The organism is Thiomicrospira microaerophila (assembly GCF_023278225.1).
In the GTDB taxonomy this organism is placed as follows: domain Bacteria; phylum Pseudomonadota; class Gammaproteobacteria; order Thiomicrospirales; family Thiomicrospiraceae; genus Thiomicrospira; species Thiomicrospira microaerophila_A.
Genome location: NZ_CP070959.1, coordinates 2,278,899 through 2,299,895, shown reverse-complemented (window position 1 = coordinate 2,299,895; position 20,997 = coordinate 2,278,899). Strand labels below are relative to the sequence as shown.

The 20,997-nt window shown below is 44.6% G+C and carries 18 protein-coding genes; 5 read left to right on the top strand and 13 right to left on the bottom strand.

All coding sequences use genetic code 11. The annotated features are described in order from the left end of the window. Positions 1-8 precede the first annotated feature (8 nt). On the bottom strand, positions 9-905 hold the full coding sequence (locus tag JX580_RS11180) for a LysR family transcriptional regulator (protein ID WP_248850621.1): 897 nt from the start codon (positions 903-905) through the stop codon (positions 9-11). A gap of 110 nt (positions 906-1,015) precedes the next feature. Between JX580_RS11180 and JX580_RS11175 the strand changes: the two genes are divergently transcribed. From JX580_RS11175 to JX580_RS11165, 3 genes are all read left to right on the top strand, one after another. Beyond that, on the top strand, positions 1,016-1,711 hold the full coding sequence (locus JX580_RS11175) for a pirin family protein (protein ID WP_248850620.1): 696 nt from the start codon (positions 1,016-1,018) through the stop codon (positions 1,709-1,711). A gap of 30 nt (positions 1,712-1,741) precedes the next feature. Further along, positions 1,742-2,278 carry an NADPH-dependent FMN reductase gene (locus tag JX580_RS11170; RefSeq protein WP_248850619.1) on the top strand — a complete coding sequence of 179 codons (537 nt, stop codon included), beginning with the start codon at positions 1,742-1,744 and terminating at the stop codon, positions 2,276-2,278. 96 nt (positions 2,279-2,374) lie between these two features. Then, positions 2,375-4,546, top strand: coding sequence for a sensor domain-containing diguanylate cyclase (locus JX580_RS11165; protein WP_248850618.1), 2,172 nt, complete (start codon positions 2,375-2,377; stop codon positions 4,544-4,546). Between the two features lie 37 nt (positions 4,547-4,583). Here the strand turns inward: JX580_RS11165 and JX580_RS11160 are convergent, their stop codons facing one another. After that, complete coding sequence (locus tag JX580_RS11160; protein ID WP_248850617.1) at positions 4,584-6,176, bottom strand: ABC-F family ATPase; 1,593 nt, start codon at positions 6,174-6,176, stop codon at positions 4,584-4,586. A gap of 77 nt (positions 6,177-6,253) precedes the next feature. Then, positions 6,254-7,393: a murein transglycosylase domain-containing protein gene (locus JX580_RS11155; protein ID WP_248850616.1), complete on the bottom strand. Its 1,140-nt coding sequence runs from the start codon at positions 7,391-7,393 to the stop codon at positions 6,254-6,256. A 515-nt stretch (positions 7,394-7,908) separates the two neighbouring features. On the opposite strand from JX580_RS11155, the gene JX580_RS11150 reads away from it, so the two are divergent. Further along, the gene (locus JX580_RS11150; protein WP_248850615.1) at positions 7,909-9,084 is read left to right on the top strand and encodes a TsoY family (seleno)protein; all 1,176 of its coding nucleotides are present in this window, start codon (positions 7,909-7,911) and stop codon (positions 9,082-9,084) included. A gap of 13 nt (positions 9,085-9,097) precedes the next feature. Here the strand turns inward: JX580_RS11150 and JX580_RS11145 are convergent, their stop codons facing one another. The 8 genes from JX580_RS11145 to JX580_RS11110 form a co-directional block, all read right to left on the bottom strand. Beyond that, on the bottom strand, positions 9,098-9,631 hold the full coding sequence (locus JX580_RS11145; RefSeq protein ID WP_248850614.1) for a hypothetical protein: 534 nt from the start codon (positions 9,629-9,631) through the stop codon (positions 9,098-9,100). A gap of 125 nt (positions 9,632-9,756) precedes the next feature. After that, positions 9,757-11,853, bottom strand: a complete 2,097-nt coding sequence (locus tag JX580_RS11140) for a TonB-dependent receptor (RefSeq protein WP_248850613.1) — start codon at positions 11,851-11,853, stop codon at positions 9,757-9,759. A 65-nt stretch (positions 11,854-11,918) separates the two neighbouring features. Next, positions 11,919-12,878: a hypothetical protein gene (locus JX580_RS11135; protein WP_248850612.1), complete on the bottom strand. Its 960-nt coding sequence runs from the start codon at positions 12,876-12,878 to the stop codon at positions 11,919-11,921. A 133-nt stretch (positions 12,879-13,011) separates the two neighbouring features. After that, entirely contained in the window at positions 13,012-13,377 is a 366-nt protein-coding gene (locus JX580_RS11130) for a hypothetical protein (RefSeq protein WP_248850611.1), read from the bottom strand. A gap of 54 nt (positions 13,378-13,431) precedes the next feature. Further along, positions 13,432-13,875, bottom strand: a complete 444-nt coding sequence (gene cynS, locus JX580_RS11125) for a cyanase (protein ID WP_248850610.1) — start codon at positions 13,873-13,875, stop codon at positions 13,432-13,434. 22 nt (positions 13,876-13,897) lie between these two features. Further along, on the bottom strand, positions 13,898-14,749 hold the full coding sequence (locus JX580_RS11120) for an ABC transporter ATP-binding protein (RefSeq protein WP_248850609.1): 852 nt from the start codon (positions 14,747-14,749) through the stop codon (positions 13,898-13,900). 14 nt (positions 14,750-14,763) lie between these two features. Then, a complete protein-coding gene (ntrB, locus tag JX580_RS11115) occupies positions 14,764-15,600 on the bottom strand; it encodes a nitrate ABC transporter permease (protein ID WP_248850608.1) in 837 nt (278 codons plus the stop codon). Positions 15,601-15,611: 11 nt separating this feature from the next. Further along, entirely contained in the window at positions 15,612-17,069 is a 1,458-nt protein-coding gene (locus JX580_RS11110; RefSeq protein WP_248850607.1) for a CmpA/NrtA family ABC transporter substrate-binding protein, read from the bottom strand. A 203-nt stretch (positions 17,070-17,272) separates the two neighbouring features. Here JX580_RS11110 and JX580_RS11105 point away from each other — a divergent pair, with 203 nt between their 5' ends. Next, positions 17,273-19,141: a sigma-54 interaction domain-containing protein gene (locus JX580_RS11105; RefSeq protein ID WP_248850606.1), complete on the top strand. Its 1,869-nt coding sequence runs from the start codon at positions 17,273-17,275 to the stop codon at positions 19,139-19,141. 123 nt (positions 19,142-19,264) lie between these two features. On the opposite strand, the gene JX580_RS11100 is transcribed toward JX580_RS11105, so the two are convergent. Together JX580_RS11100 and JX580_RS11095 are read right to left on the bottom strand one after the other, a co-directional pair. Further along, complete coding sequence (locus JX580_RS11100) at positions 19,265-20,335, bottom strand: ChuX/HutX family heme-like substrate-binding protein (protein WP_248850605.1); 1,071 nt, start codon at positions 20,333-20,335, stop codon at positions 19,265-19,267. A 29-nt stretch (positions 20,336-20,364) separates the two neighbouring features. Then, positions 20,365-20,901, bottom strand: a complete 537-nt coding sequence (locus JX580_RS11095) for a HugZ family protein (RefSeq protein WP_248850604.1) — start codon at positions 20,899-20,901, stop codon at positions 20,365-20,367. Between the last annotated feature and the right edge of the window lie 96 nt (positions 20,902-20,997).

Sequence of the window (20,997 nt, the reverse complement as noted above, 5' to 3'; positions counted from 1 at the left end):
GTGCCATCCTATTTAAAATGATTTAAAGCTAAATCAACAAAAGCACGAACCTTTGCTGACAGGTGCAACCGATGGGGGTAAACCATATAGGCGCATTGCGTTGGCATATCATAGTCAGCCAGCAAGCGAACCAATTTACCCTGTTTGATTTCGTTGATGCAATCATAGCTGGGTAACCGAGTAATGCCCACTCCAGCAATAACCAGCGTTTTGAGCATCGGTAGATTATTGCATTCTACGCGGTTTTCCACCTCAACATAGAGGGTCTCACCCTCAGGCGTACAGAAGTCCCAAGTAATTGGCACTTGGTTATACATGTATTTGATCGCTTGATGTTTTTTTAACTCTTGAGGGTGTTGAGGGGAGCCTATGCTGGCTAAATAATCCGGACTGGCGACGGTATAAAAATCAAAATCTAGCAATTTGCGGCTAATCAGGTTAGATGATTTAAGTTGCCCCATTCGAACACATAGGTCAAAGCCTTCACCCGTTAAATCGACTAGGCGGCTGCTAAAGTCGATTTGTAGTTTCACTTCAGGGTAGCGCAACATATAGTCCCGAATCACCGGCTGCATATGCGATTGGCCAAAGCTATTCGGTAGGCTAATTTTTAAACGTCCACTGGGTGTGTCCTGAAGTTGGTGGATACTTTGTTCGGCCTCCCTGGCATCACCTACAATTTGTCTGGCTTTTTCATAATAAACCTGGCCGACATCCGTCAGACTCAGGCTTCGCGTTGTGCGATTGATTAAGCGCGCACCTAAGCGTTCTTCAAGTTTAGTAATGGATTTACTGATGTGGGAAACCGCATGCCCAAGTTCCGTCGCAGCAGCGCTAAAACTACCTGATTCAATTACCTGGACAAAAATACTCAACCCTTCTAGTGCGTCTTTGCGATTAATCATCTTTGGCCTATATTTTTTCCATTAAGAAAAAGAGCTTTTATGAATCACATCTTATCAATCTTATTGGAAAAAGTTAAGCTATTGTCTAGATTAATAAAAGGAGTACTCAAATGATACGTTTAAGACCATCAGCGGAGCGAGGCTACAATAAAATTGACTGGTTGGAGTCTTATCACAGCTTTTCTTTTTCAAGTTATTTTGATCGTAATCATATGAATTTTCGCAGTTTACGGGTAATTAACGAAGATTGGATTCAGCCTAATAGTGGTTTCCCAACCCATCCGCATGACAATATGGAAATTATTACCTATTTGATTGAAGGGCGTTTGGCGCACAAGGATAGCATGGGCAATGTTGAAGAAATACAGCCCGGCGAAATTCAATGCATGAGCGCAGGCACGGGCATTACTCATAGTGAATACAATCCGTCAAGTACTGAGGTCACCCATCTTTATCAGATTTGGTTAATGCCTGCAGAAAAAAACATTCAACCGGGTTATCAGCAAATACGTTATGACCTAGCCGAGCCGGGAAATTTGGTTTTGTTAGCAAGCCAAAATCCGACGGGCGGCGCGGTGTTTATCAACCAAGATGTCGATTTGTATCGTGCGGAATTAAACCAAGGCCAAGAGGTAAAGTTTGACTTAAGGCCTGGCAGAGGCATTTGGTTACAGTGTGTTAAGGGGACTTTAGATGTCAATGGAGAATCGATGCAAACTGGCGATGCGTTGGCGGTGGAGGATGAACCAGGCCTGGTGATTACCACCGATTCTCAAGCAGAGTTTTTATTGTTTGATTTGGTTTAACAAAAAACAGTCAATTAAAGGAGTGATTCAATGAATTTTTTAGGATTAAGTGGGAGTTTGCGTAAGGCTTCTCTAAACACCGCGTTATTGCGCGAAACCACTGGGTTGTTACCGGAGGGGGTGGCGATGACGGTGCGCACGCTTGAGGATTTACCGCTGTTGAACCCCGATCAGTTGGAATCAGGTTTTCCTGACGCGGTCAATGTCTTAGCGGCAGCGGTCAAGCAGGCTGATGCCTTGGTGTTGGCATCACCGGAATTTAACTATTCGGTGACGGCGGTAATGAAGAATGCAATGGACTGGTTATCGATTCATCCTGATGCTCCGCTTAAAGCCAAACCGGTTGCATTAATGAGTGCCAGTCCCAGTGCATTTGGTGGTGGGCGCGCGCAGTATCATTTGCGTGAAATATTGATTTACCCAGGCGCACGCTTGCTAGGCGTACCAGAAATTATGGTGACCAACGCGTTTAATGCTTTTAATGAGCAGGGAGCGCTGACCAATCAAACAACCCGTGACCTGATCATTCAACAAATGCAGGCACTAAAAGTGATGATTCAAGCCTAGTTCAGTTTCACTCATTGAGTACCTAGCCTGCAGTTTTTAATCAAGCTTGTATGTTAAACTTATAAGCTATTGAATATTAATTGTAGAGTTGGAGTTATGAGCATAAAGTGTGATAAAAGTGAGCCAATTTGGCCGCTTATTATTATCGGTGCTGGGCCGATTGGCATTGAAGCAGCGATTTATGCCAAAAAGCTGGGTGTTGAGCCTTTGGTTTTAGAGTCGAGTTCAACACTGGCATCGACCTTATCTGCGCTGGGTGATCTAACTTTATACCCTGAAGCACAGTTGATCATGACTCCGCTCGGCCTCGAATGGGTTGAGGAAGCCTCATCGATCAGCTATCTGACAGCTAAAACTTATCGTGATTTCTATCTAAAACCCTTGGTTGAAAGGAGTGGTTTAAATTTAGAACTCAATTGCCGAGTTGAAGCGATTTCAAAACCAGGTGTGCCACGTGATGAGCTAGATATCGCGTTACGTAAGGCAGCGGCTTTTAAGCTGCTGGTTTCCACTGAGCAGGGCAGTCAAACCTTGTTTGCCGAACATGTCATTGATGCCAGCGGTGTCTATCAGGCTCCGTTGCCCTTAGGCGATAGCCGTGTTGTCGTTGAAGGTGAAGCTGAATTTTGTCTTAGCATTCAATATCAACTGGCTGATTTTGCAGCCTACTTTGATCAGTATGATGGCCAAACGATTCTTTTGTTTGGCGATGGCTATTTGGCCCAATCAAGCTTGGCGCGTTTTATTTCACTCAAAGAACATTGGTCTGCCTCTACCCGTTTAATTTGTATTAAAGAGCGAGCCGATTCACCTTTTTTTAAAACGAGTTTGACGAGTTTTGGTTCGCCGTCTTTTGCTGATATCGAGCGCACTCTTTCACAGGATCCGAGCTTGTCAGACAAGGTCAGTTTTATGGATCATACCCGAGTAATGGCGATTCAGTATAACCCAGCACAGCCATCTTTGCCTTGGAGCTTAAGCCTGTGTCGTGGTGATCAAGCGTTAACCCTCAAAGCGGATCAGGTCATCAGTAATTATGGCTTTCAAGTAGATCCGAGCCTATGGCAAGATTTACATATCGAACAGTCTTATACCAACGGTGGGCCACTAGCCTATACTCAGAGTTTGCTCAGTAGGCTTGACCTGGATACCGAAGTCACTACCGCTATGCCGGCATTTGCGCTAAGAACACCTGAGCCTAATTTTTATGTTTTGGGTGCCAAAACCTATGGAAGTAAGCGTGGTTTTATCAGCCGAATTGGGCTGGGTCAGATTGTAGCGTTATTTCAGTTAATTGCTCAAGACAAGCATTTAAACCTCTATGGCGGGTTTGCCGACAATCTAGTCGCCAGTGAACCAACACTGCCAAAAGGGGTTGCATTTAAGTTAAGCGATTCAGAGCAAATATATAAAACCCTAAACACCTTTTCACAAGATGTGGTATTTCAAACAGATCTTCAGCAACGCATTACTTACCTGAGTGATTCCTGGCTGGATTTAACCGGGATTGACCCTCACTATTACCTGGGTTTGAATTGGCAAGAAATGTTTGAAACACATCATCTAAAAACAACCCTAAGCAAAGATTTGTTATTGGTTAATCAAGGACAAGGCAGAAATCTGTTTTCAATTAAATGTGCTAATGGTTCTCGAAAGTGGGTGATGATTTATCCTCGTCCACTGATTGACAAGGAAGATCAAGCTTATGGTGTGATTAGTTCTTTAAAAGATGTGAGCGAACAAATCGAACTCAGTCAAAAACTTGACGAGTTAAAAGCCCTTCAAAAAAATGCAACCTATCACGATGAAGCAACCGGAACAGCGACGCGTCTTAAATTAACAGAAATGTTACGTTTGAATTATTCTTTGTTCAAGCGCTATGGCACGCCCTTTTCAGTATTGATGTTGTCGATTGACCAATTTAAAGAGTATAGCCAAAGCGAGGGTGAAAAGGCTGGGCTGGAACTACGCAATAATTTTAGCCGGATGGTTAAGAACGCACTACGTATATCAGATGAGTTTGGTTGTTGGCAAGCTGAAAAATATATTATCGTTGCCGCCAGTAATGAACTGGTCGATGCTTATCAACTAGCAGAAAAGTTACGTCTAATGATCGCTTCAAGTCTATTAGTTCCTGATACTGAAATGACCATTAGCGTTGGTGTGGTCTCGATTGAGGTGGATGAAACGATTGAAGGTTTGTTGGAGCGGGTTGAAAAACTTTACCGACAAGCACGGCTTGAAGGTAAAAATACCGTTAAGTATTAGCGGTGGCTCAAGTCAAAAACGCGAGCCACCTTTAAGCTTAGACGAGACCCTTGTGAGTCAGATAGGCTTCGTAGTTGTCGCTAAAGTCTTCAATGCCTTCCGCTGACATTACCCAAAGACGTTGCGCCAGTGATGATACAAACTCTCTATCGTGGCTGACAAAAATCACTGTGCCGGGATAGTCTTCCAACGCCATATTCAGTGACTCAATCGATTCCATGTCCATATGGTTGGTGGGTTCGTCCATCAGTAGCACATTGGGTTTTTCCATCATTAATTTACCAAACAGCATCCGACCTTTTTCACCACCCGATAAGACCTTAACCGATTTATCGATGTCTTTTTGTGAAAACAACATCCGGCCAAGGATTGCGCGAATGGCTTGCTCGTCGTCTCCCGGTTTTTTCCATTGGCTCATCCAGTCAAACAGCGACATATCTATAGAAAACTCATGTGCGTGATCTTGGGCGTAATAACCGATACTGGCATTCTCGGCCCATTTAACTTCACCTTTATCGAGTTCCAGATCACCCACCAGCGCACGAAGTAGGCTGGTTTTCCCTATGCCGTTAGGACCGATAATCGCAAGTTTTTCGCCTGCTTCAACCATTGCGCTGAAGCGGTTAAAAACCGGGTTGGTGTCAAAGGTTTTACTGATATTGTCACACTCGACGGCCAAGCGGAACAATTTTTTCTCTTGTTCAAAACGAATAAAGGGATTGACACGACTGGAAGGTTTGACCTCGGCTAATTCAATTTTATCGATTTGTTTGGCGCGAGATGTAGCTTGCTTGGCCTTCGATGCGTTCGCCGAGAAACGGCTGACAAACGTCTTTAATTCGGCAATTTGAGCTTTCTTTTTGGCGTTATCGGATAGAAGTTGCTCACGCGCTTGAGTGGATGCGAGCATATAGTCATCGTAGGTGCCAGGGTAAATCCGTAGTTCACCATAGTCTAAGTCTGCCATGTGGGTGCAGACACTGTTTAAAAAGTGGCGGTCATGCGAAATAATCACCATCGTGCTGTTGCGGGCATTCAGTATGTTTTCAAGCCAACGAATGGTGTTGATATCGAGGTTGTTGGTGGGCTCATCCAGCAATAGAATGTCGGGATTTGAAAATAAAGCCTGGGCTAGCAATACACGCAATTTCCATCCCGGTGCCACTTGCGACATAGGGCCATAGTGCAATTCAACTGGGATTTCAAGGCCGAGTAATAACTCACCCGCGCGCGAATCAGCGGTGTAGCCGTCCATTTCACCAAATGCGACTTCAAGCTCAGCGACCTTTAAGCCGTCTTCTTCAGACATTTCAGCTAGGCCATAGATGCGATCACGCTCTTTTTTTATCTCCCAAAGCTCAGCGTGGCCCATAATGACCGTGTCGATAACACTGAAGGCTTCATAGGCAAATTGATCTTGACGTAATTTCCCTAAGCGTTCGTTGGGATCAAGCATCACTTGACCGGCGGTGGGTTCAAGGTCACCGCCCAAAATTTTCATAAAGGTGGATTTGCCACAGCCGTTCGCGCCAATAAGGCCATAGCGGTTACCCCCGCCAAATTTAATTGAGATGTTTTCGAACAGCGGTTTTTCGCCAAATTGCATGGTGATATTTGCGGTAGAGATCAAAGCATTATTTCCTGTTAAATCAAAGATGAAGGCGCATTCTACTCTTTTTGCGTGGTCAGTGCGAATTTGCGCCTATCTTAAACATATTTTCTTTGAAACTCAGTGACCTTTTGCATATAGCGTCGGGTTTCTTGATAGGGGAGGTTTCTAACGAGATGCTGGTAAACCTGGTTGGGTTGCATTTGATTAATCCGATCAAAAGCCTTGCTGCGGTCGCTATCGAACGCGCGCAATACATTGCCACTGCCGGTGTTGTAACCGGCAATCACACAGTATTCGCGTGACAAAGGATGAGTGACCCTCGCTAGGTAACGATCATTTAAAATCGACAAATACGCCACGCCCATTTGAATGTTGTTATTGGGTACAAATAAATAGTCTTTGCTGGGGGTGCCATCGCGCTTGTAGATCAGTTGATGGGCATCGCGTCCGGCCGAGCTGGGCACAATTTGCATTAAACCATAGGCCGGAATATGGCTCATCGCGTAGGGGTTAAAACTGCTTTCGGCCTCCATAATCGCATAGATCAGGTCGGTTCTGATTTTAAATTGACGGCTATATTGTGTTACCAGGCCTGCATATTTATTTTGTGAGGTCGTTTGATGATCTTGCACCATGGCGAATTCAACAAAATGGATCGTTTGGTTGTTTTCTCGCCGCGTTTGGTAAGCGGTGCGCATCAGGTGTTTAGCATAGTTTTCAGCACGCCATTGAAAGCGGATAGGCTGGCCCTGGTGATCGATCACCAGGTTAAGCAAAAAAGGTTGGCCTTGAGCTTTGACGGCCTGATCACTTAAAAGATCCACTTCGCTGGGGTCATCTGGGGTGAGCAGCGTAGTGGCAATCGCTTGCTCCAGCTTTATTTTGGGTTGCTCTTTTTCTAAGGTTTCGACGCGAATCAGCCCGGTTTCAAAGTTAATGATCGCGCGATTTTGGTAGTGATCTGTGTACTTAACGTACTCTTTTGGGCTGGCGACCTTTTTATCGCCCCATTTTTTATAAAGACTTTCCGCCAGATTTTCAATTTTGCGTTTAACAAGCAGATCGACTTCGGCAATGCCTGAAGAGGGAAGTTGTTGGTTAATCGCATCCGCGAGATTACCGTCGGTTAAAGATTGTGCGGTTTGCAGGGTTTTTTTGACCTCGTTAGGCGTGCAGCCGGCGAGCAACCCGATTGGGCTGATTGAGCAAAGCTTTAAAAAATAGCGACGGTTCATGGTGCTCCATTTATTGCAAAAACGTTATTTAGGTTGTAGCTCAATACTAGCCCGAATATATCACAAATTTGCACCGATCTTGCTGGCTCATTGATTCCACAAGAAATATTTTCTCAGTCGGCCGTAATCATGGATACGACGCTTCTTCGAAAATTTCCTTGTGAAACCAATGCGCTGCGCAATCTCAGCACAAATTCATGAAACATTCGGGCTAGCTCAGTTTTTTGTTTCAGCTTATAGATACCGCCGAATATTTCATAAAATTCTCCCGAATTCAGCGGTTCTTTGCAACCATTCGATCAAGTTCTTGCAAGTTAAGCAACCCAATTAACGACCAAAATTAGGTAGGGGGTGGTAATTAGTAATTACTTATATTAGAATTATTTAATATGATTTGATTTATGACTATATAAATAATATTTATAGAATTGGATCGATTTTGTTTATTTAGCGACCTTTGTGGCAATCACTGACTTTTGCAAAGGTTTATATTACATTTTAAGGGAGTAATCTAAATGATTAAGCAGCTTGGCGAGGCCTATAGCCCAATGTATTTTCTAGCCGCTTTGGGTGCAGGGGGCTTATCCGTATCCTTCTTTATGTATTTGATGTTTATGGTGCCACATCCGGATACACCGATTGTAACGTTTAATCATATCTGGCCTTATTTTCAAGCCGGTGAGCTTTGGCAGCAGGGTTTAATTAGTTTAGCATTGATAGGTATTGTGTTATTTGCTGGGCTTCATGTTCGCCTATTGATCTGGAATATTCGGGAATATCGTGGCTTTCGTCAAACACCGGCATTTAGTAGTTTACGAAATTCAAATGCGGAAATCAGCCTGATGGCGATTCCTTTAACCCTAGCGATGACGATTAATGTGTTTTTTGTATTGGGCGCGGTCTTTATTCCCAACCTTTGGTCGGTTAAAGAGGTCTTGTTCCCTTTCTCGATTTTAGGTTTTTTAGCGATTGGGCTTTATGCACTGAATATTTTAGGGGTCTATTTCACGCGTCTGTTTGTGAATGCTGATTTTGATTTTTCTAAGAATAATAGTTTGGCACCGATGGTGTCGATCTTTGCCTTGTCGATGATTGCGGTGGGATTAGCTGCACCGGCCGCGATGAGTGATATAGCAGGCCTGGTTGCATTGAGCTTATTTGTTGCAATCTTTTTTGCGGTCTTGGCGGTGCTATTGATGGTGGTTAAACTGGTATTGGGCTTTAATGATATTTTACGCCATGGTTTGCGGGTTGAAGCCGCGGGCAGTTTGTGGATAGTGATTCCGATCATGACTATTTTAGGGATTACCTATGTGCGCTTATCACACGGCATCAACCATCATTTTAGTGAATCTGCAGAACCGATTAATTATTTTTTATTGATTAGTGCATTGCTATCTGTGCAGTTGATTTTTGGTTTGATTGGATATGCAGTGATGAAAAAACTCGGCTATTTCCGTGATTATGTTCAGGGTGACAAAGCCGGTGCGCCCTCGTTTGCGTTGATTTGTCCTGGGGTGGCGATGTTTGTATTCGGGATGTTCTTTGTTCATCTGGGCTTGGTGGCCACCCAGATTACGCCAATTTTTTCACCAATTTACTTTTTAATTCTGTTGCCGTTTATATTGATTCAAGCCAAAACCATTCAGGTGTTTTTCGGCCTGAATAAGCGGGTACTGTATCGAGCTTAAGCAACCATAGGGTTTATTTGAAAAAGTAACCCATTTTAAGCATGACACCGGAAGCACCGAAAAAACTGAACTCAGTGGTGATCTTCCGGTATTCGACGCCTATTGAAGGGATGAATGCGGGGGCGACCCCAAATTTATTGAGAGGAATCTTGTCTTGGTATTCCCCTCGGTAGCCATGAATCAATCCGCCTGTTATGGTGGCATAGGGTTGAAGCATCTGATGCTGTAAAAAATTTAACCGACCGCCGATATATGCATAGTGGGTGGTTTGTGAAAAGGAATTTTTAAAGCGTGCCGCGCCAAAAAACCAGTCGAGTTCATCCATCTGAGGATAGTGCTCAGTGAGTCGGCGAGGGGCATAGCCTTGTGGATGCCATTGTAGGTTTATCAAGCGCTGGTGATTATTATGAATTGGGTCAGGGTTAAAGTGTTTAGTCCATAACGAGGTTTGCAGCAATAGGCGATCCTGCTGTTGGTTAGCTTGAGTGAGTCCTGGTATCGCCATTAGGATGAGTTTGCCTAGTAGCGCAAAGTAAAGTTTATTCATGGGCCTCTTTCTCTCTAAAAGAATAGGTCATCTGATTTAATAAAATTAATTACGCTTTATTTTAGAGGATAAATTTGAAAATCTGCACTTAAAAATTGTGCAGATTTTTAGCTAATCCTGGATGGTTAAAAACGCAATTCGATCCCCGCGCTTAACTGTCGTCCGATAAGGGGCGCGGTGTCTTTTAGGTAAGACAAGTGGTTTCGGGCTTGCTGATTCAGCAGGTTATCGGCCTTAAACCAGAATTCGGCATCCAGTCCAAGCGCGCGCGTTTGATAGCGTGAATACGCACTCAGCCATTGATAACCCTGCGTTGGCGTTTCATAGCGTTCGAGTTGATTAGCCTTAAAAACCTGCTTAAAACTCAGTTGATTAAACCAGTGTGCGCTTTGTTGTTGCAGCGAAACCTGATAACTCATCGGTGGAATTCTGGGTAGGTTTTCTCCGTCTTTAAGTTGACCTCGAATCCAATCGGCTTGCTGGCGGAGTGTCCAATCCGCTTGCTGCCAACGCCCAATTTGCCAATCTTGCTGTAGGCCTAGGCCATAAAAACGTGCATCGGCTTGCAGGGTTTGCCAAACCGTATTGTTGTGATCCGGGTCTTTGATTTCATGGCCTTGGCTGTCTCGCAAAGGGGTTTGATAAATAAAATCGCTAAACTCGGTGACAAACAGGTTTAGGTTGGTATGGGTGTTTTGGGTTTGATAACTCAGATCCCAATCTAGGGTTAGCGAACGCTCTTTGGTGAGGTCACGCTTGCCCATAATATAGGTTTGGGTGGCATGATGATTGCCGTTCCATAGTAGCTCTTCACTGCTCGGTAGGCGTTCGATATAGCTCAGCGAGCTTTGCGAGGTTAGGCGTTGGGTTAAGGGCTGTTGCCAACCGATTGATAAACTCAAGGCGCTATCGGTTTGTGAACGGTAAAAATCCGGGTCGGCATAGTCGATATTTTCGGTGGGCGCACTAGGCATTAACCAGTTTTCTTGAATGTTTTTGCTATCAGGTTTAAGTTCACGTAATTCAATATAGGCACCTAAACTGAGCAGGCCTGCTGAAAACTCACCCTCAAAATGGCTGCCGAGGGTAAAGCTTTGGGTTTGCGTGTCCGGCATCGGGTGACCGTGGAAATAGGGCAGGTTAAAACCACCGCCAATTGGCTTGACGCTGAGGCTGGTATTGTTTCCTGTTCGGCTCGCTACCGAAAAATCTTGGCAAGCGCCGTGTTCGTGACAAACCTGCAGGGTTTGTTGTTGGTAACCGAATAAAAAACTCGCCAACCAATGATCATAATGTGCATCGAGTTTGATATTTGCTGCAAAACTTTCTAAACCAAACAAGCCGTCTGCGCTACCGCCTTCGGTTTCGTCATGCAGATAGTCGGTATATTGCAGATCAAGTTGCACCCGCTCCAAAAACTCACCCTGCAGGTTATGCAGTGATTTAATGCCAAACCGTTGTTGCTGTAAATTAATGCGGCTGGCCTTGTCCGAACCATTCGGAATGCCATAGTCCATTTCCAGGTCACTGATAAAGGCTTTAATTAGCCAATCATTTTGTTGATAACCAGCAATCGCTTGAACCTGTTGGCTCCAACTGTCGGAAAAACGAATCCGGTTACCTTGGCCGTCTTGATAATCACCAACCGATTGGCGATGACCATCCAGCTCAAGGCTGATGGATTCATTGGCGACGGTTGCGCCTGCCCCCAGTTGGGTCGCTTGGTTATTGGTTGAGCCTGAACCATAGACCTTGCCTGCCAGGCCTGGTTGCGGTAATAGATCATCGTTAAAACGATCAATCACCCGAATGGTGCCTCCGGATTGTGCGCCATAAAGCAGTGATGCCGGGCCTTTGAGTAATTCAATCCGCTTGGCGGCTTTTGGCATCACCGCGACCGCATGATCGGCTCCCATGCCGGAAAGATCGGTGGTTTGTTGGTCGTTGTTAAGAATTTTAACCCGATAACCGGTTTGCCCACGAATCACCGGTTGCCCCACGCCTTGACCGTAGCTGGCGGAATTGACGAGGGGTAAATGTTCCAAATAATCACCCAAGGTAAAACCGCTGGCATTGCGTTCCAAGTCGGCTTGGTCATGGCTTTGCTGTTCAGCGTTTGCCGGTTCAGAAATACCGTGTACTTCAATGGTGTTCAAGCTGGTTTGTGCCCAACTGTTCAGCGACCAAGGCAGTAATAATAAAAGTGGAATAGACTGTTTCACGTGAAACCTCGATAAGAAAACCAGGCCTGGTTAAAGCAGGCCTGGTTAAAGGTTAAGAATGGCGTTTAGTGACCCTTGCCTTCACCTATTGCCCCCATGATGTCAGGATTAACACCTGCAGGAATCAGGCTATCAATACGAATGCGTTCGTGGAGGTGAAAGTCTGCGCCATGGCGATCAATAAAGTAAAGATGCTCAGCGTTAGGAACAAACACATAAACACCATCATCGCTTTGGCGGGTAATGGTTACTTGGTTGCAGTTTTCAATCGAGGTGACACCGTCTAGCGTTTCAAAGCTATTTTGTACTAGACTGAAATTTTCGCCTTCTTTTTGGTAGAAATACATGCGACCTGTGGTGGTCAGCGTGTAGTGAACTAAGGTGTTTTCAGCCACACCGTCTTTGTGTTTCAGGTAAGGATCAACATAGGCTTTACAGAGTGTTTGACCTTCAGGTAATTGAGCAGCGAGATCGCTTTCAAGTTGTGTTTGGCTATTGATAAAGTTATTCAATCTCGCAAGTCCGGCTAGGCGACCATGACCTTCAGGCAGGTTTTCAAATTCATCAGCTGAGTGTGCGGCTAAATAACGTTCTTCTCCGCTACCATGAAAGTGGGCCAAATAGAAAAAGTGGTTGGCATCGACATCACCACCTGTATAGCTGTCATTCATCAGTACGACCTTTTTATCCTCCCTCATCACTTCATTGACAATGCGGAAATCAGGCCAGTGGATAAAGTGGCTTAGATTGGTTTGCCCTTCGATATTGAGTTTCTTTTCAGACTCTACTGTTGAAGCGTTCGCCTTGTCATTAAGGTTAATCGCTTGTCGAGTCTGGAAGTCGTAAATGTATTGTTCACCCGTAGTTGAGTTAATAAAAACCAGTGATTTATCAACATTAGTATGTGAATGATCGTGGTCATGGTGATCATCTTTATGACTGCTGCTATCTAAACAGCCTGTTAATAAGCCAGCAGAAAAAACAGCGCTTAGCGCCAAAGCAATCGGTTTGGTTTTAAAGTTCATAGCAATATCCTTCTTCAGTTTTGAGAATACACAGCATCAAGATTGCGTTGCAAGAGAAGGGCTATTGCCAGGCCAAAGGCCGTGGCAATCCATCTCAAAGAGAGCGCAAGATTAAAAACATTTTCAAACGGAATTAAACTGAGAAAGCGATAGGCGGTGCGCGGGATTGAAATGCATGATAGCGCGATGCTTGCGCTAAAATTGGGTAAATCGCAACTAGGCCTGGTTGCAGATCGGGGGTGAAATCGAGATCAAAAACCTGGCTAACGGCAGCTTTTGAATGTGAAAACGCATCAAATAAGTCACACAGCCAAGGTTCAATTGAATGTGTTTGCTTAGGGTGTCCTGAGGTGTGTTGAGTTTCTGTATGCTCTGCAACTGTATCTGATACCAAGTGTGCGTGAAACGGGTGCACGGCATCGTGCACCACTTGGATCGTGTGAGAACCAAGTAGTGTTAAGGCTAATACAAAGCTGAGCAAAACAGATTTAATCGTCATCTTTCTATTATAGCCAAGCTGTCAAGGGTTTGACTTCAGTTTGTGACAAATAAATTACCATGCTTTATAGGGCAAGAATTTGCCGTTCATGCTAATCACTACACGATCGCCCGCCGGGTTTTGCTCTTTGTCGATATGCATGCTAAAGTCAATGGCACTCATAATGCCATCACCGAATTTCTCATGAATCAGTTCTTTCATGGTCGGGCCATAAACTCCGACAATTTCATATAGCCGATAAATTAAAGGATCAGTGGGTACAGCTTTATCCCAGCTTTTGTGTGGGCAGCTTTGCAAGGCGAGCGCAATCGACGAGTCGAGTTTTAAAAACGCACAGAGTTTTTCTGCGGGTTCGGCTTTAAGACTGTTCATGCCTAAGCAGGCAGAAGTGACAAAAACCTCACTGAGCTCACAGGCTTGTGCAATCGCTTGCCAGCTTACCGCTAACTGATGTTTTGCCAGTACAATGGCTTCAGTCATTTCAAGTTTTGTTTTCATGGATTCTCTCCTCGGTTATGGGTTAACTTGCAGCTAAATCAACCATTTTCGGTTGGTGATCAGGGTTTACATGGCAGACATCGCCTGATAGGTCTTTGGAGCGGTTGACGAGAAAATCGACCAGATGGTTGCGGATTTTGTAGTAGTTTTCATCATGGATAATTTCTGTTCGAGTTCGGGGGCGTGGAATGCTGACTTTCACTGACTCGGCGATCTGTGCTTTAGGGCCATTTGACATCAAAAGAATTCGGTCAGAGAGCAAGATGGCTTCATCAACATCGTGGGTAATCATAAAAACGGTTTGTTTTGACTCGCTCCAAATTTTGATTAATTCCTCTTGGATCACTCCTCGAGTCAAGGCATCAAGCGCGCCAAAGGGCTCATCCATTAATAACAGTTGAGGTTGAGTAGCAAAGGCACGTGCAATACTGACGCGTTGACGCATTCCACCGGAAAGTTGCGCCGGTTTACGATCTAGGGCGTGGCTTAGACCTACCAGTTCTAGATAGCGTTTACTATGCGTTTCTATTTTGGCTTTATCCCAATTAGGCCAGCGTGCTTTTACCGCAAAAATAATATTGTCGAGCGTCGTCTTCCAGGGCAATAAGCTATAGTTTTGAAAGATAACCCCTCGTTCTAAGCTTGGCCCGACGATTTCTTTACCATCCATTAAAACCAGCCCATCGGTAGCTTGGTCTAGGCCGGCTAGAATATTTAAGATGGTCGATTTACCGCAGCCTGAGTGGCCGATAACACAGACAAACTCGCCTTTTTCTATCGTAAAATTGGCATGTTCAAAAACAGTCGACATGCTTTTACCATCGGGTGTGGGGTAACTTTTTCTTAAACCTTGAATATCTAAAAATTTTGTCATGTTCCTCACTCCTGTTATTCTTGATAAGCAACAAATCGTGCACCGGCGGCTAAAATCATGTCCAGAATCATGCCGATGACACCAATCATTAGAATAGAGAAAATAACACGCGCTAGGTCGAGGTTATTCCATTCATTCCAAACGTAATAGCCGATGCCCGTGCCACCAACTAACATTTCAGCCGCTACGATCACAAGCCAAGCAATACCGATAGAGATGCGCATACCGGTAAAAATTGTGGGTGCAGAGGCAGGCAGCACGACCTGATAAGCGGTTTGGATCGGTGAAAGCTGATGGGTTTTAGCAACATTAATCCAGTCTTTTCTTACACTCGCGACCCCGAAAGCGGTATTAAGCAGCATTGGCCAAACCGAGCAGATAAAGATTACAAATATGGCAGAAAGGCTGGAATCTTGGATAATAAACAAGGCCAGCGGCATCCACGCTAGGGGTGAAATCGGACGCAGTACTTGAATATAGGGGTTAAGCGCCTTGTACATCATCGGTGACATGCCGATTACAAAGCCCAAGGGAATGGCGATCAGCGCGGCTAGGGCAAACCCAACCAGTACACGATAAACTGAATGCGCCAATTGGATGCCGATACCCTTGTCATTGGGGCCGGCATCATAAAAGGGATTTGATAATTCCTGAAACCCTAGTGAAATAATGGCAGAGGGGGGCGGAACCGCCGCATTCGCTGTACCCGCGCCCATTAGAAGTTCATACTCAGTGAGTTCACGATCTAAGCTTACAGGCGGGGTGTAGGTCGCCAGCTCCCAGCTGCCAAGAAACACAATTAGAATCGCTAAACTAACCAGAGTAGCTTTAAGGTTAACTGACTTGATCATCTTCTGCTCCTTTAGCTTTTGCGCCCTATGGCGAAGCTGTTGATGTAAGCTTCAGGCTGTGCAGGGTCAAATACCTTGCCCATAATGGTATGAGTTTTGTAGGTTTCAGTTGGCGGGGTGTAACCCAGTTGACGCATAATGTCAGCCGTTTCGGTTGCCAGATAAACCTGCTCGGCGATCATGTTATAGTTCACATCACCACTGATATAACCCCAGCGTTTCATTTGCGTCATAATCCAAACCCCCATCGAGTGCCAAGGGAATGGGTCAAAGTCAATTCTATCCGGTACATTTTGAATGTTTCCTAGCCCATCAGCAAAACGTCCGGTTAAAACCTGCTCAATAACCGGAACAGGCTGATTCAGATAGTTTCGTGGAGCAATCGCGGCAGAAATTTCTCTGCGGTTTTCTTGGATTGAGGAGTATTGAGTGGCATCGATAATCGCTCTTAATAATGCGCCATAGGTATTTGGGTTTTGTTCGGCAAATTCTTTACTGCAGGCAAACGCGCAGCAGGGGTGTTTATCCCAAATATCTTTGGTGAGCATATGAATAAAGCCAACGTTCTCCCACACTGCACGCTGATTAAATGGATCGGGAGAAAGATATCCGTCAAGATTGCCAGCACGAAGATTGGCGACCATTTCAGGTGGTGGAACCACTCGAATTTGAATGTCTTGGTCTGGGTCTAGCCCGTGTTCTGCAACATAGTAGCGAAGCAAAAAGTTATGCATGGAATATTCAAAGGGTACACCAAAGCGGAAACCTTTCCACTGTTTTGGGTCACGCTTGTCTTTATGGTCATTGTGTAAAACAATCGCTTGACCGTTAACATTTTCCACAGCAGGCATTATAAAGTGACGTGAAGTTGAACCTGCACCCATCGTCATCGCAAGTGGCATGGGTGTTAGCATGTGAGAGGCGTCGTATTCGCGGGATAGCGACTTATCACGTGCCACCGCCCAGCCGGCTGTTTTTTCCAAGTTCACTCTTAAACCGTATTTAGCGTAAAAACCCATGGGTTCAGCCATAATGATTGGCGTGGCGCAGGTAATAGGAACAAAACCGATATTGAGCCTGGTTTTTTCTAACGGCCCCATCGCTTCTTTAATCGCGGCTTTGGCTTCATTAAGTGGAAAAAAACTGCTAAGTGCCGCCGCTGCAGTGGTTGCGCCAACTAATCCGAGAAAGCTGCGGCGCGATAGTTCGTTATGATTGAAAACCGAGCGAACCACTGCGTTCTCGATGGCACGGTCTAGCATGGCCTCGCTATCGTTAAATTGAGGTTGCGTTTTGGTCGTATGCTCAACTTTGAATTGCGCTGCCTGAGTTTCAATTTGAGCTTGGCGTTGCGATGGGCTTAGATTGATGGATTGTTTTTCGGTTTGGCATATTGGGCAGCTGCAGTTTTTAACGTGAAGAAGACTGCTTTTTTTGTCAAAGGCATTCGTTAGGCTTTTAATGGTCATGGTCGTGCTCCTAAGTGTTTGGGTTTGTACGATACATTGACTTTAGAGCAGGGGGTGTGCCAGGGTGAGTCTTATAGGTTTAAGGCATTGATTTTAAATAAAATAATTGGTTTTTGATGGGCTTGTGGCTTGAATTTATATTACTTTATATCGTGTTTGTATGATATAAAGTAGTCTAAGTACGAAATATAGTAGGTGTGGTCGTGTCATTATTCGGTCTGTTTTTTACCCAATTGCCTGAAGCGTGTATTTTAGTTGACCCGTTTTCAAACAGAGTTTGTTATCGAAATCAAAAAGCAGAAGCTTTATTGAATGCTTCTGTGATTGCGACCGAATTGTTCTCCTCAAGTTCAGGAAAGTTGGTCGTTTTCACTGAAGAGGTTTTGGAGAAGAAGCAGGCCTGGTCTGCGGATTTGACGATTCGACTTAAAGAGAATGATAAAAGCCTAGCCGTTGAAACCCTAGGTTTTGAGGTCAAGCGTTCTGAGTTAGACAAGCCTTTAATCGCGATGGTTTTAACCAGTAAACCAAATTTAGCACAACGGCGACAGTTGGCCGAAGTGCATCGTTTGCACCGTGATGGTTTAGATTACTGGAAAACGATTGAGCAAACCTTTCGTGAGTTTGAGCGCGACAATGATTTAATTTTACAGTCAGTCGGTGATGGAATTTATGGTGTTGATATTCACGGTAACGCGACCTTTGTCAACCCGGCTTGTGAGCGCATCTTAGGCTGGAGAGCGCAAGAAATGATCGGTAAAAATGTACATGATTTAATTCATCACCATTATCCTGACGGCAAGCATTATCATGGTCATGATTGTCCTATTTACTCAGCGTTTCGTGATGGAGAGATACGCCAAGTTGATGACGAGGTTTTTTGGTCGAAGACCGGGCAAGTGATTCCGGTTGCTTATACCAGTACACCGATTTTAGACTCAGGTCAGTTGGTGGGTGCTGTGGTGGTATTTCGTGACATCAGTGAGCGTATTCGTGCAGAAGAAAGGCTTAAGCAAGCGCTGAAAGAGGTGCAAGCACTTAAGCAGAGACTCGAAGCGGAAAACGATTATTTGCATGAAACTTATAGAATTGAGCATAACTATAAATCCATTGTGGGACGAAGCAGTGCCATATTAAAAACAATCAAGCAAATTGATTTGGTGGCGACGACGGATGCCAGTGTTTTGATAACTGGTGAATCGGGAACAGGAAAGGAATTGATTGCCCAAGCGATTCATCAAGCCAGTCATCGTGCTAAACAACCCTTTATTAAGGTGAATTGCGCATCCATTCCTCAAGAGCTGTTTGAGAGTGAATTTTTTGGTCATATAAAAGGGGCGTTTACAGGCGCTATTCAAGATCGTATTGGTCGGTTTGAGTTGGCGAATAATGGCACCTTGTTTTTGGATGAGGTTGGTGAAATTCCGCTAGCTTTACAAAGTAAATTGTTGCGTGTACTTCAGGAAGGAGAGTTTGAGCGGGTAGGCGAGTCAAAAACACGCAAAATCAATGTGCGGATTTTAGCGGCCACTAACCGTGATTTACTTTTAGAAGTGAGCGCAAAGCGTTTTCGTGAGGATTTGTTTTTTCGACTAAATGTTTTTCCTATCGCGTCTTATCCGCTTCGAGAACGACGAGAAGATGTTCCTTTACTAGTCGAACATTTTTTACAATTAGTTCAACGCAAGTTTAATCGACAAGGATTGCATATTAGTCAAGCAGATATGCAACAAATGCAAGCTTACGACTGGCCGGGTAATATTAGAGAGTTAGTGAATGTGATTGAGCGCGGAGTAATATTGGCGCAATCAGATAAGTATGTATTAGAACTTCCGCAGACCTCTGCGTTTCAAACTGGCGCAAGCACAAAATTAGCCCGAGAACGCGTTGATACATTAAGTTCGTTCGCCGAAATAGAAAAGCGTGCTCTAATCAATGCCCTCATACATACCAATGGTAAGGTGTTTGGCAAAGATGGCGCTGCCCAGCTTTTAGATCTAAAACCAACAACACTCAATTCTAAGCTAAAAAAACATAGAATAAACCGCCATGAGTTTGTAATCTTAAAATAATCTCGGAGCTAAGTGGACTAAATTGAATGAAGCGAAAAGTCATCCTGCTTGAGGCAGTTGGTGTTTAGTCCAACTGGCTCGAGTACAATTTAGTGGTGGCTTGGTTGTTAAAGAAACCGCCTTCTATTCCTCGGTTTTGTTTAACCGACTCAACGACTCTAAGCCAGTGTGCCAGCGTGTATAAAGTTCGGGTTTTTTGTTGGCATCGGGTTCCAGATAGACAAACATGACCAGTTCACCTTGGGCGTTGAAGAATTCCACCGAGTGGGTGGCTTGTACCGGTTCCTGGCTGTCAGTGGGTTTGAGATGTTTAGTGACCCGCCAGGCCTGGTTAATACCGCTCAGGCTCATGTGTAAGTCAAAACCAGGATCTAATACATTAAACCAAGGGCCGGTTTCCAGCAGTTTATGAATGTGACCGGTAAAAATTTGGGTGGCAACCTTATTAGGTACAAACAGCATTATGGGAAGTTGTTGTTCAGCGATCAGTGTAAACAGGGTATTTAATGCGTCCGCTTGCAGCCGTTGCGCATCCTGATGATCGAGTAAAGCATACGCTTCCAGGCGAGAAAGCCCAAAATCGGCTAAGAGGTTGTTGACCTCGTGGGCGTCATTTAGATTACGCCAGGCCTGCTTGAATGCGTCTGCATTCAGCGGTTTTGGATGGTTTGACTCGATCTTTTGCGCTGGAGAAATTTCCAGTAGCTTAGCTTGGGTTTCCGGTAATTTAAAGCGGTTGATGAGTCCCTGAAAAATCGACTTATGCGTTAAATCGGTCGCGTAGATTTTATGTGCTGCAACCCCGTCGGCGCCAAAAAATTGCAGACTTTGGCGACCGTTCTCGTTGACCGCAAAACCATAGCGCCACGCATTGATACGTAAACGAAGGTTAATGTCTTTGTTCACTAAAATTAACGCCTCATTGACGGCTTTAGGTGTTTGATAAATGCCTTTGCGCTCGATTACCACCTCATTGTTTCGGGTCAGCGCCATCAGCTCGCCACAGGATGCGAGCTGGTCAAACAGGTCTTTCACGCACTGCATGTCGAGTTCTACGGCACCATCGCCAAGCGATAGCGCGACATACTGCGCTTCGCTGATACCGAGTTGTTCAGCCGCATTGCGCGCGCGAACCGGCTTGTCGCTATTTAACAAAACCTGTTTTTTCAGAATCAATTCATCAAGTGGGCGCATTAAAATCTCCTAAAAGCAACTTGAGGGGGTTAAGAAGCTTTTTTGTCTTCAGTTAGTTTTGATTGTCCGTGACCACGGTCATTCATGTGGCGCACTTGATTGAGTTGTTCTCCATCGAGATGATAGGCCTGAGCAAATCCGCGAACAAACGTGGCTTTTATTGGGGTAAGTTCAAATAAATGAAAATCCTGCAAATTGCGCAGGTTTTTGGCGGTTTCCCCTAGGTGCTCACCATAAGCATCCATCAACTCGCTCCAGCCTTCAGCGTCGCGGGCAAGGTGTCTAGCTTCCGATTTAAGTGTTGCACGTTTGCGGGCAAAAATATTATCCGCGTCTTGTTCGTCTTGGATAAACAACAGGGTTAGTTGTTTGTTTTCCAAAAGATTATGGGTATGTTTGGCGAGTTCAGAGACGTAAATATAAAATTTGCCGTTTTTTTGCAATACCGGAGCATAACTGGCTTCGGCTTCAACGGTGGCACTCAGTGTGCCAAGAATGACGGTTTTAAAGGATTGGATGAATTTTTCAAAGTCTTTAAAGACCGATTGTAAAGGTAGGGTTTCCATATCAATGCTCCAACTGGATTGGGTGAGTGAACTTGATTTTACTGGCTCATGTTAAATCATAAAATATATAACTACAAATAAAAATAATTTGTATTA

Bases quoted from the DNA above. Each gene is read 5' to 3' on its own strand.
- JX580_RS11150 (WP_248850615.1), top strand. From the start codon at position 7,909: ATGATTAAGCAGCTTGGCGAGGCCTATAGCCCAATGTATTTTCTAGCC.
- JX580_RS11110 (WP_248850607.1), bottom strand. From the start codon at position 17,069: ATGACCATTAAAAGCCTAACGAATGCCTTTGACAAAAAAAGCAGTCTT.
- JX580_RS11145 (WP_248850614.1), bottom strand. From the start codon at position 9,631: ATGAATAAACTTTACTTTGCGCTACTAGGCAAACTCATCCTAATGGCG.
- JX580_RS11120 (WP_248850609.1), bottom strand. From the start codon at position 14,749: ATGACAAAATTTTTAGATATTCAAGGTTTAAGAAAAAGTTACCCCACA.
- JX580_RS11180 (WP_248850621.1), bottom strand. From the start codon at position 905: ATGATTAATCGCAAAGACGCACTAGAAGGGTTGAGTATTTTTGTCCAG.
- JX580_RS11165 (WP_248850618.1), top strand. From the start codon at position 2,375: ATGAGCATAAAGTGTGATAAAAGTGAGCCAATTTGGCCGCTTATTATT.
- JX580_RS11100 (WP_248850605.1), bottom strand. From the start codon at position 20,335: ATGCGCCCACTTGATGAATTGATTCTGAAAAAACAGGTTTTGTTAAAT.
- JX580_RS11175 (WP_248850620.1), top strand. From the start codon at position 1,016: ATGATACGTTTAAGACCATCAGCGGAGCGAGGCTACAATAAAATTGAC.
- JX580_RS11135 (WP_248850612.1), bottom strand. From the start codon at position 12,878: ATGAACTTTAAAACCAAACCGATTGCTTTGGCGCTAAGCGCTGTTTTT.
- JX580_RS11170 (WP_248850619.1), top strand. From the start codon at position 1,742: ATGAATTTTTTAGGATTAAGTGGGAGTTTGCGTAAGGCTTCTCTAAAC.
- cynS (WP_248850610.1), bottom strand. From the start codon at position 13,875: ATGAAAACAAAACTTGAAATGACTGAAGCCATTGTACTGGCAAAACAT.
- JX580_RS11130 (WP_248850611.1), bottom strand. From the start codon at position 13,377: ATGACGATTAAATCTGTTTTGCTCAGCTTTGTATTAGCCTTAACACTA.
- JX580_RS11095 (WP_248850604.1), bottom strand. From the start codon at position 20,901: ATGGAAACCCTACCTTTACAATCGGTCTTTAAAGACTTTGAAAAATTC.
- ntrB (WP_248850608.1), bottom strand. From the start codon at position 15,600: ATGATCAAGTCAGTTAACCTTAAAGCTACTCTGGTTAGTTTAGCGATT.
- JX580_RS11155 (WP_248850616.1), bottom strand. From the start codon at position 7,393: ATGAACCGTCGCTATTTTTTAAAGCTTTGCTCAATCAGCCCAATCGGG.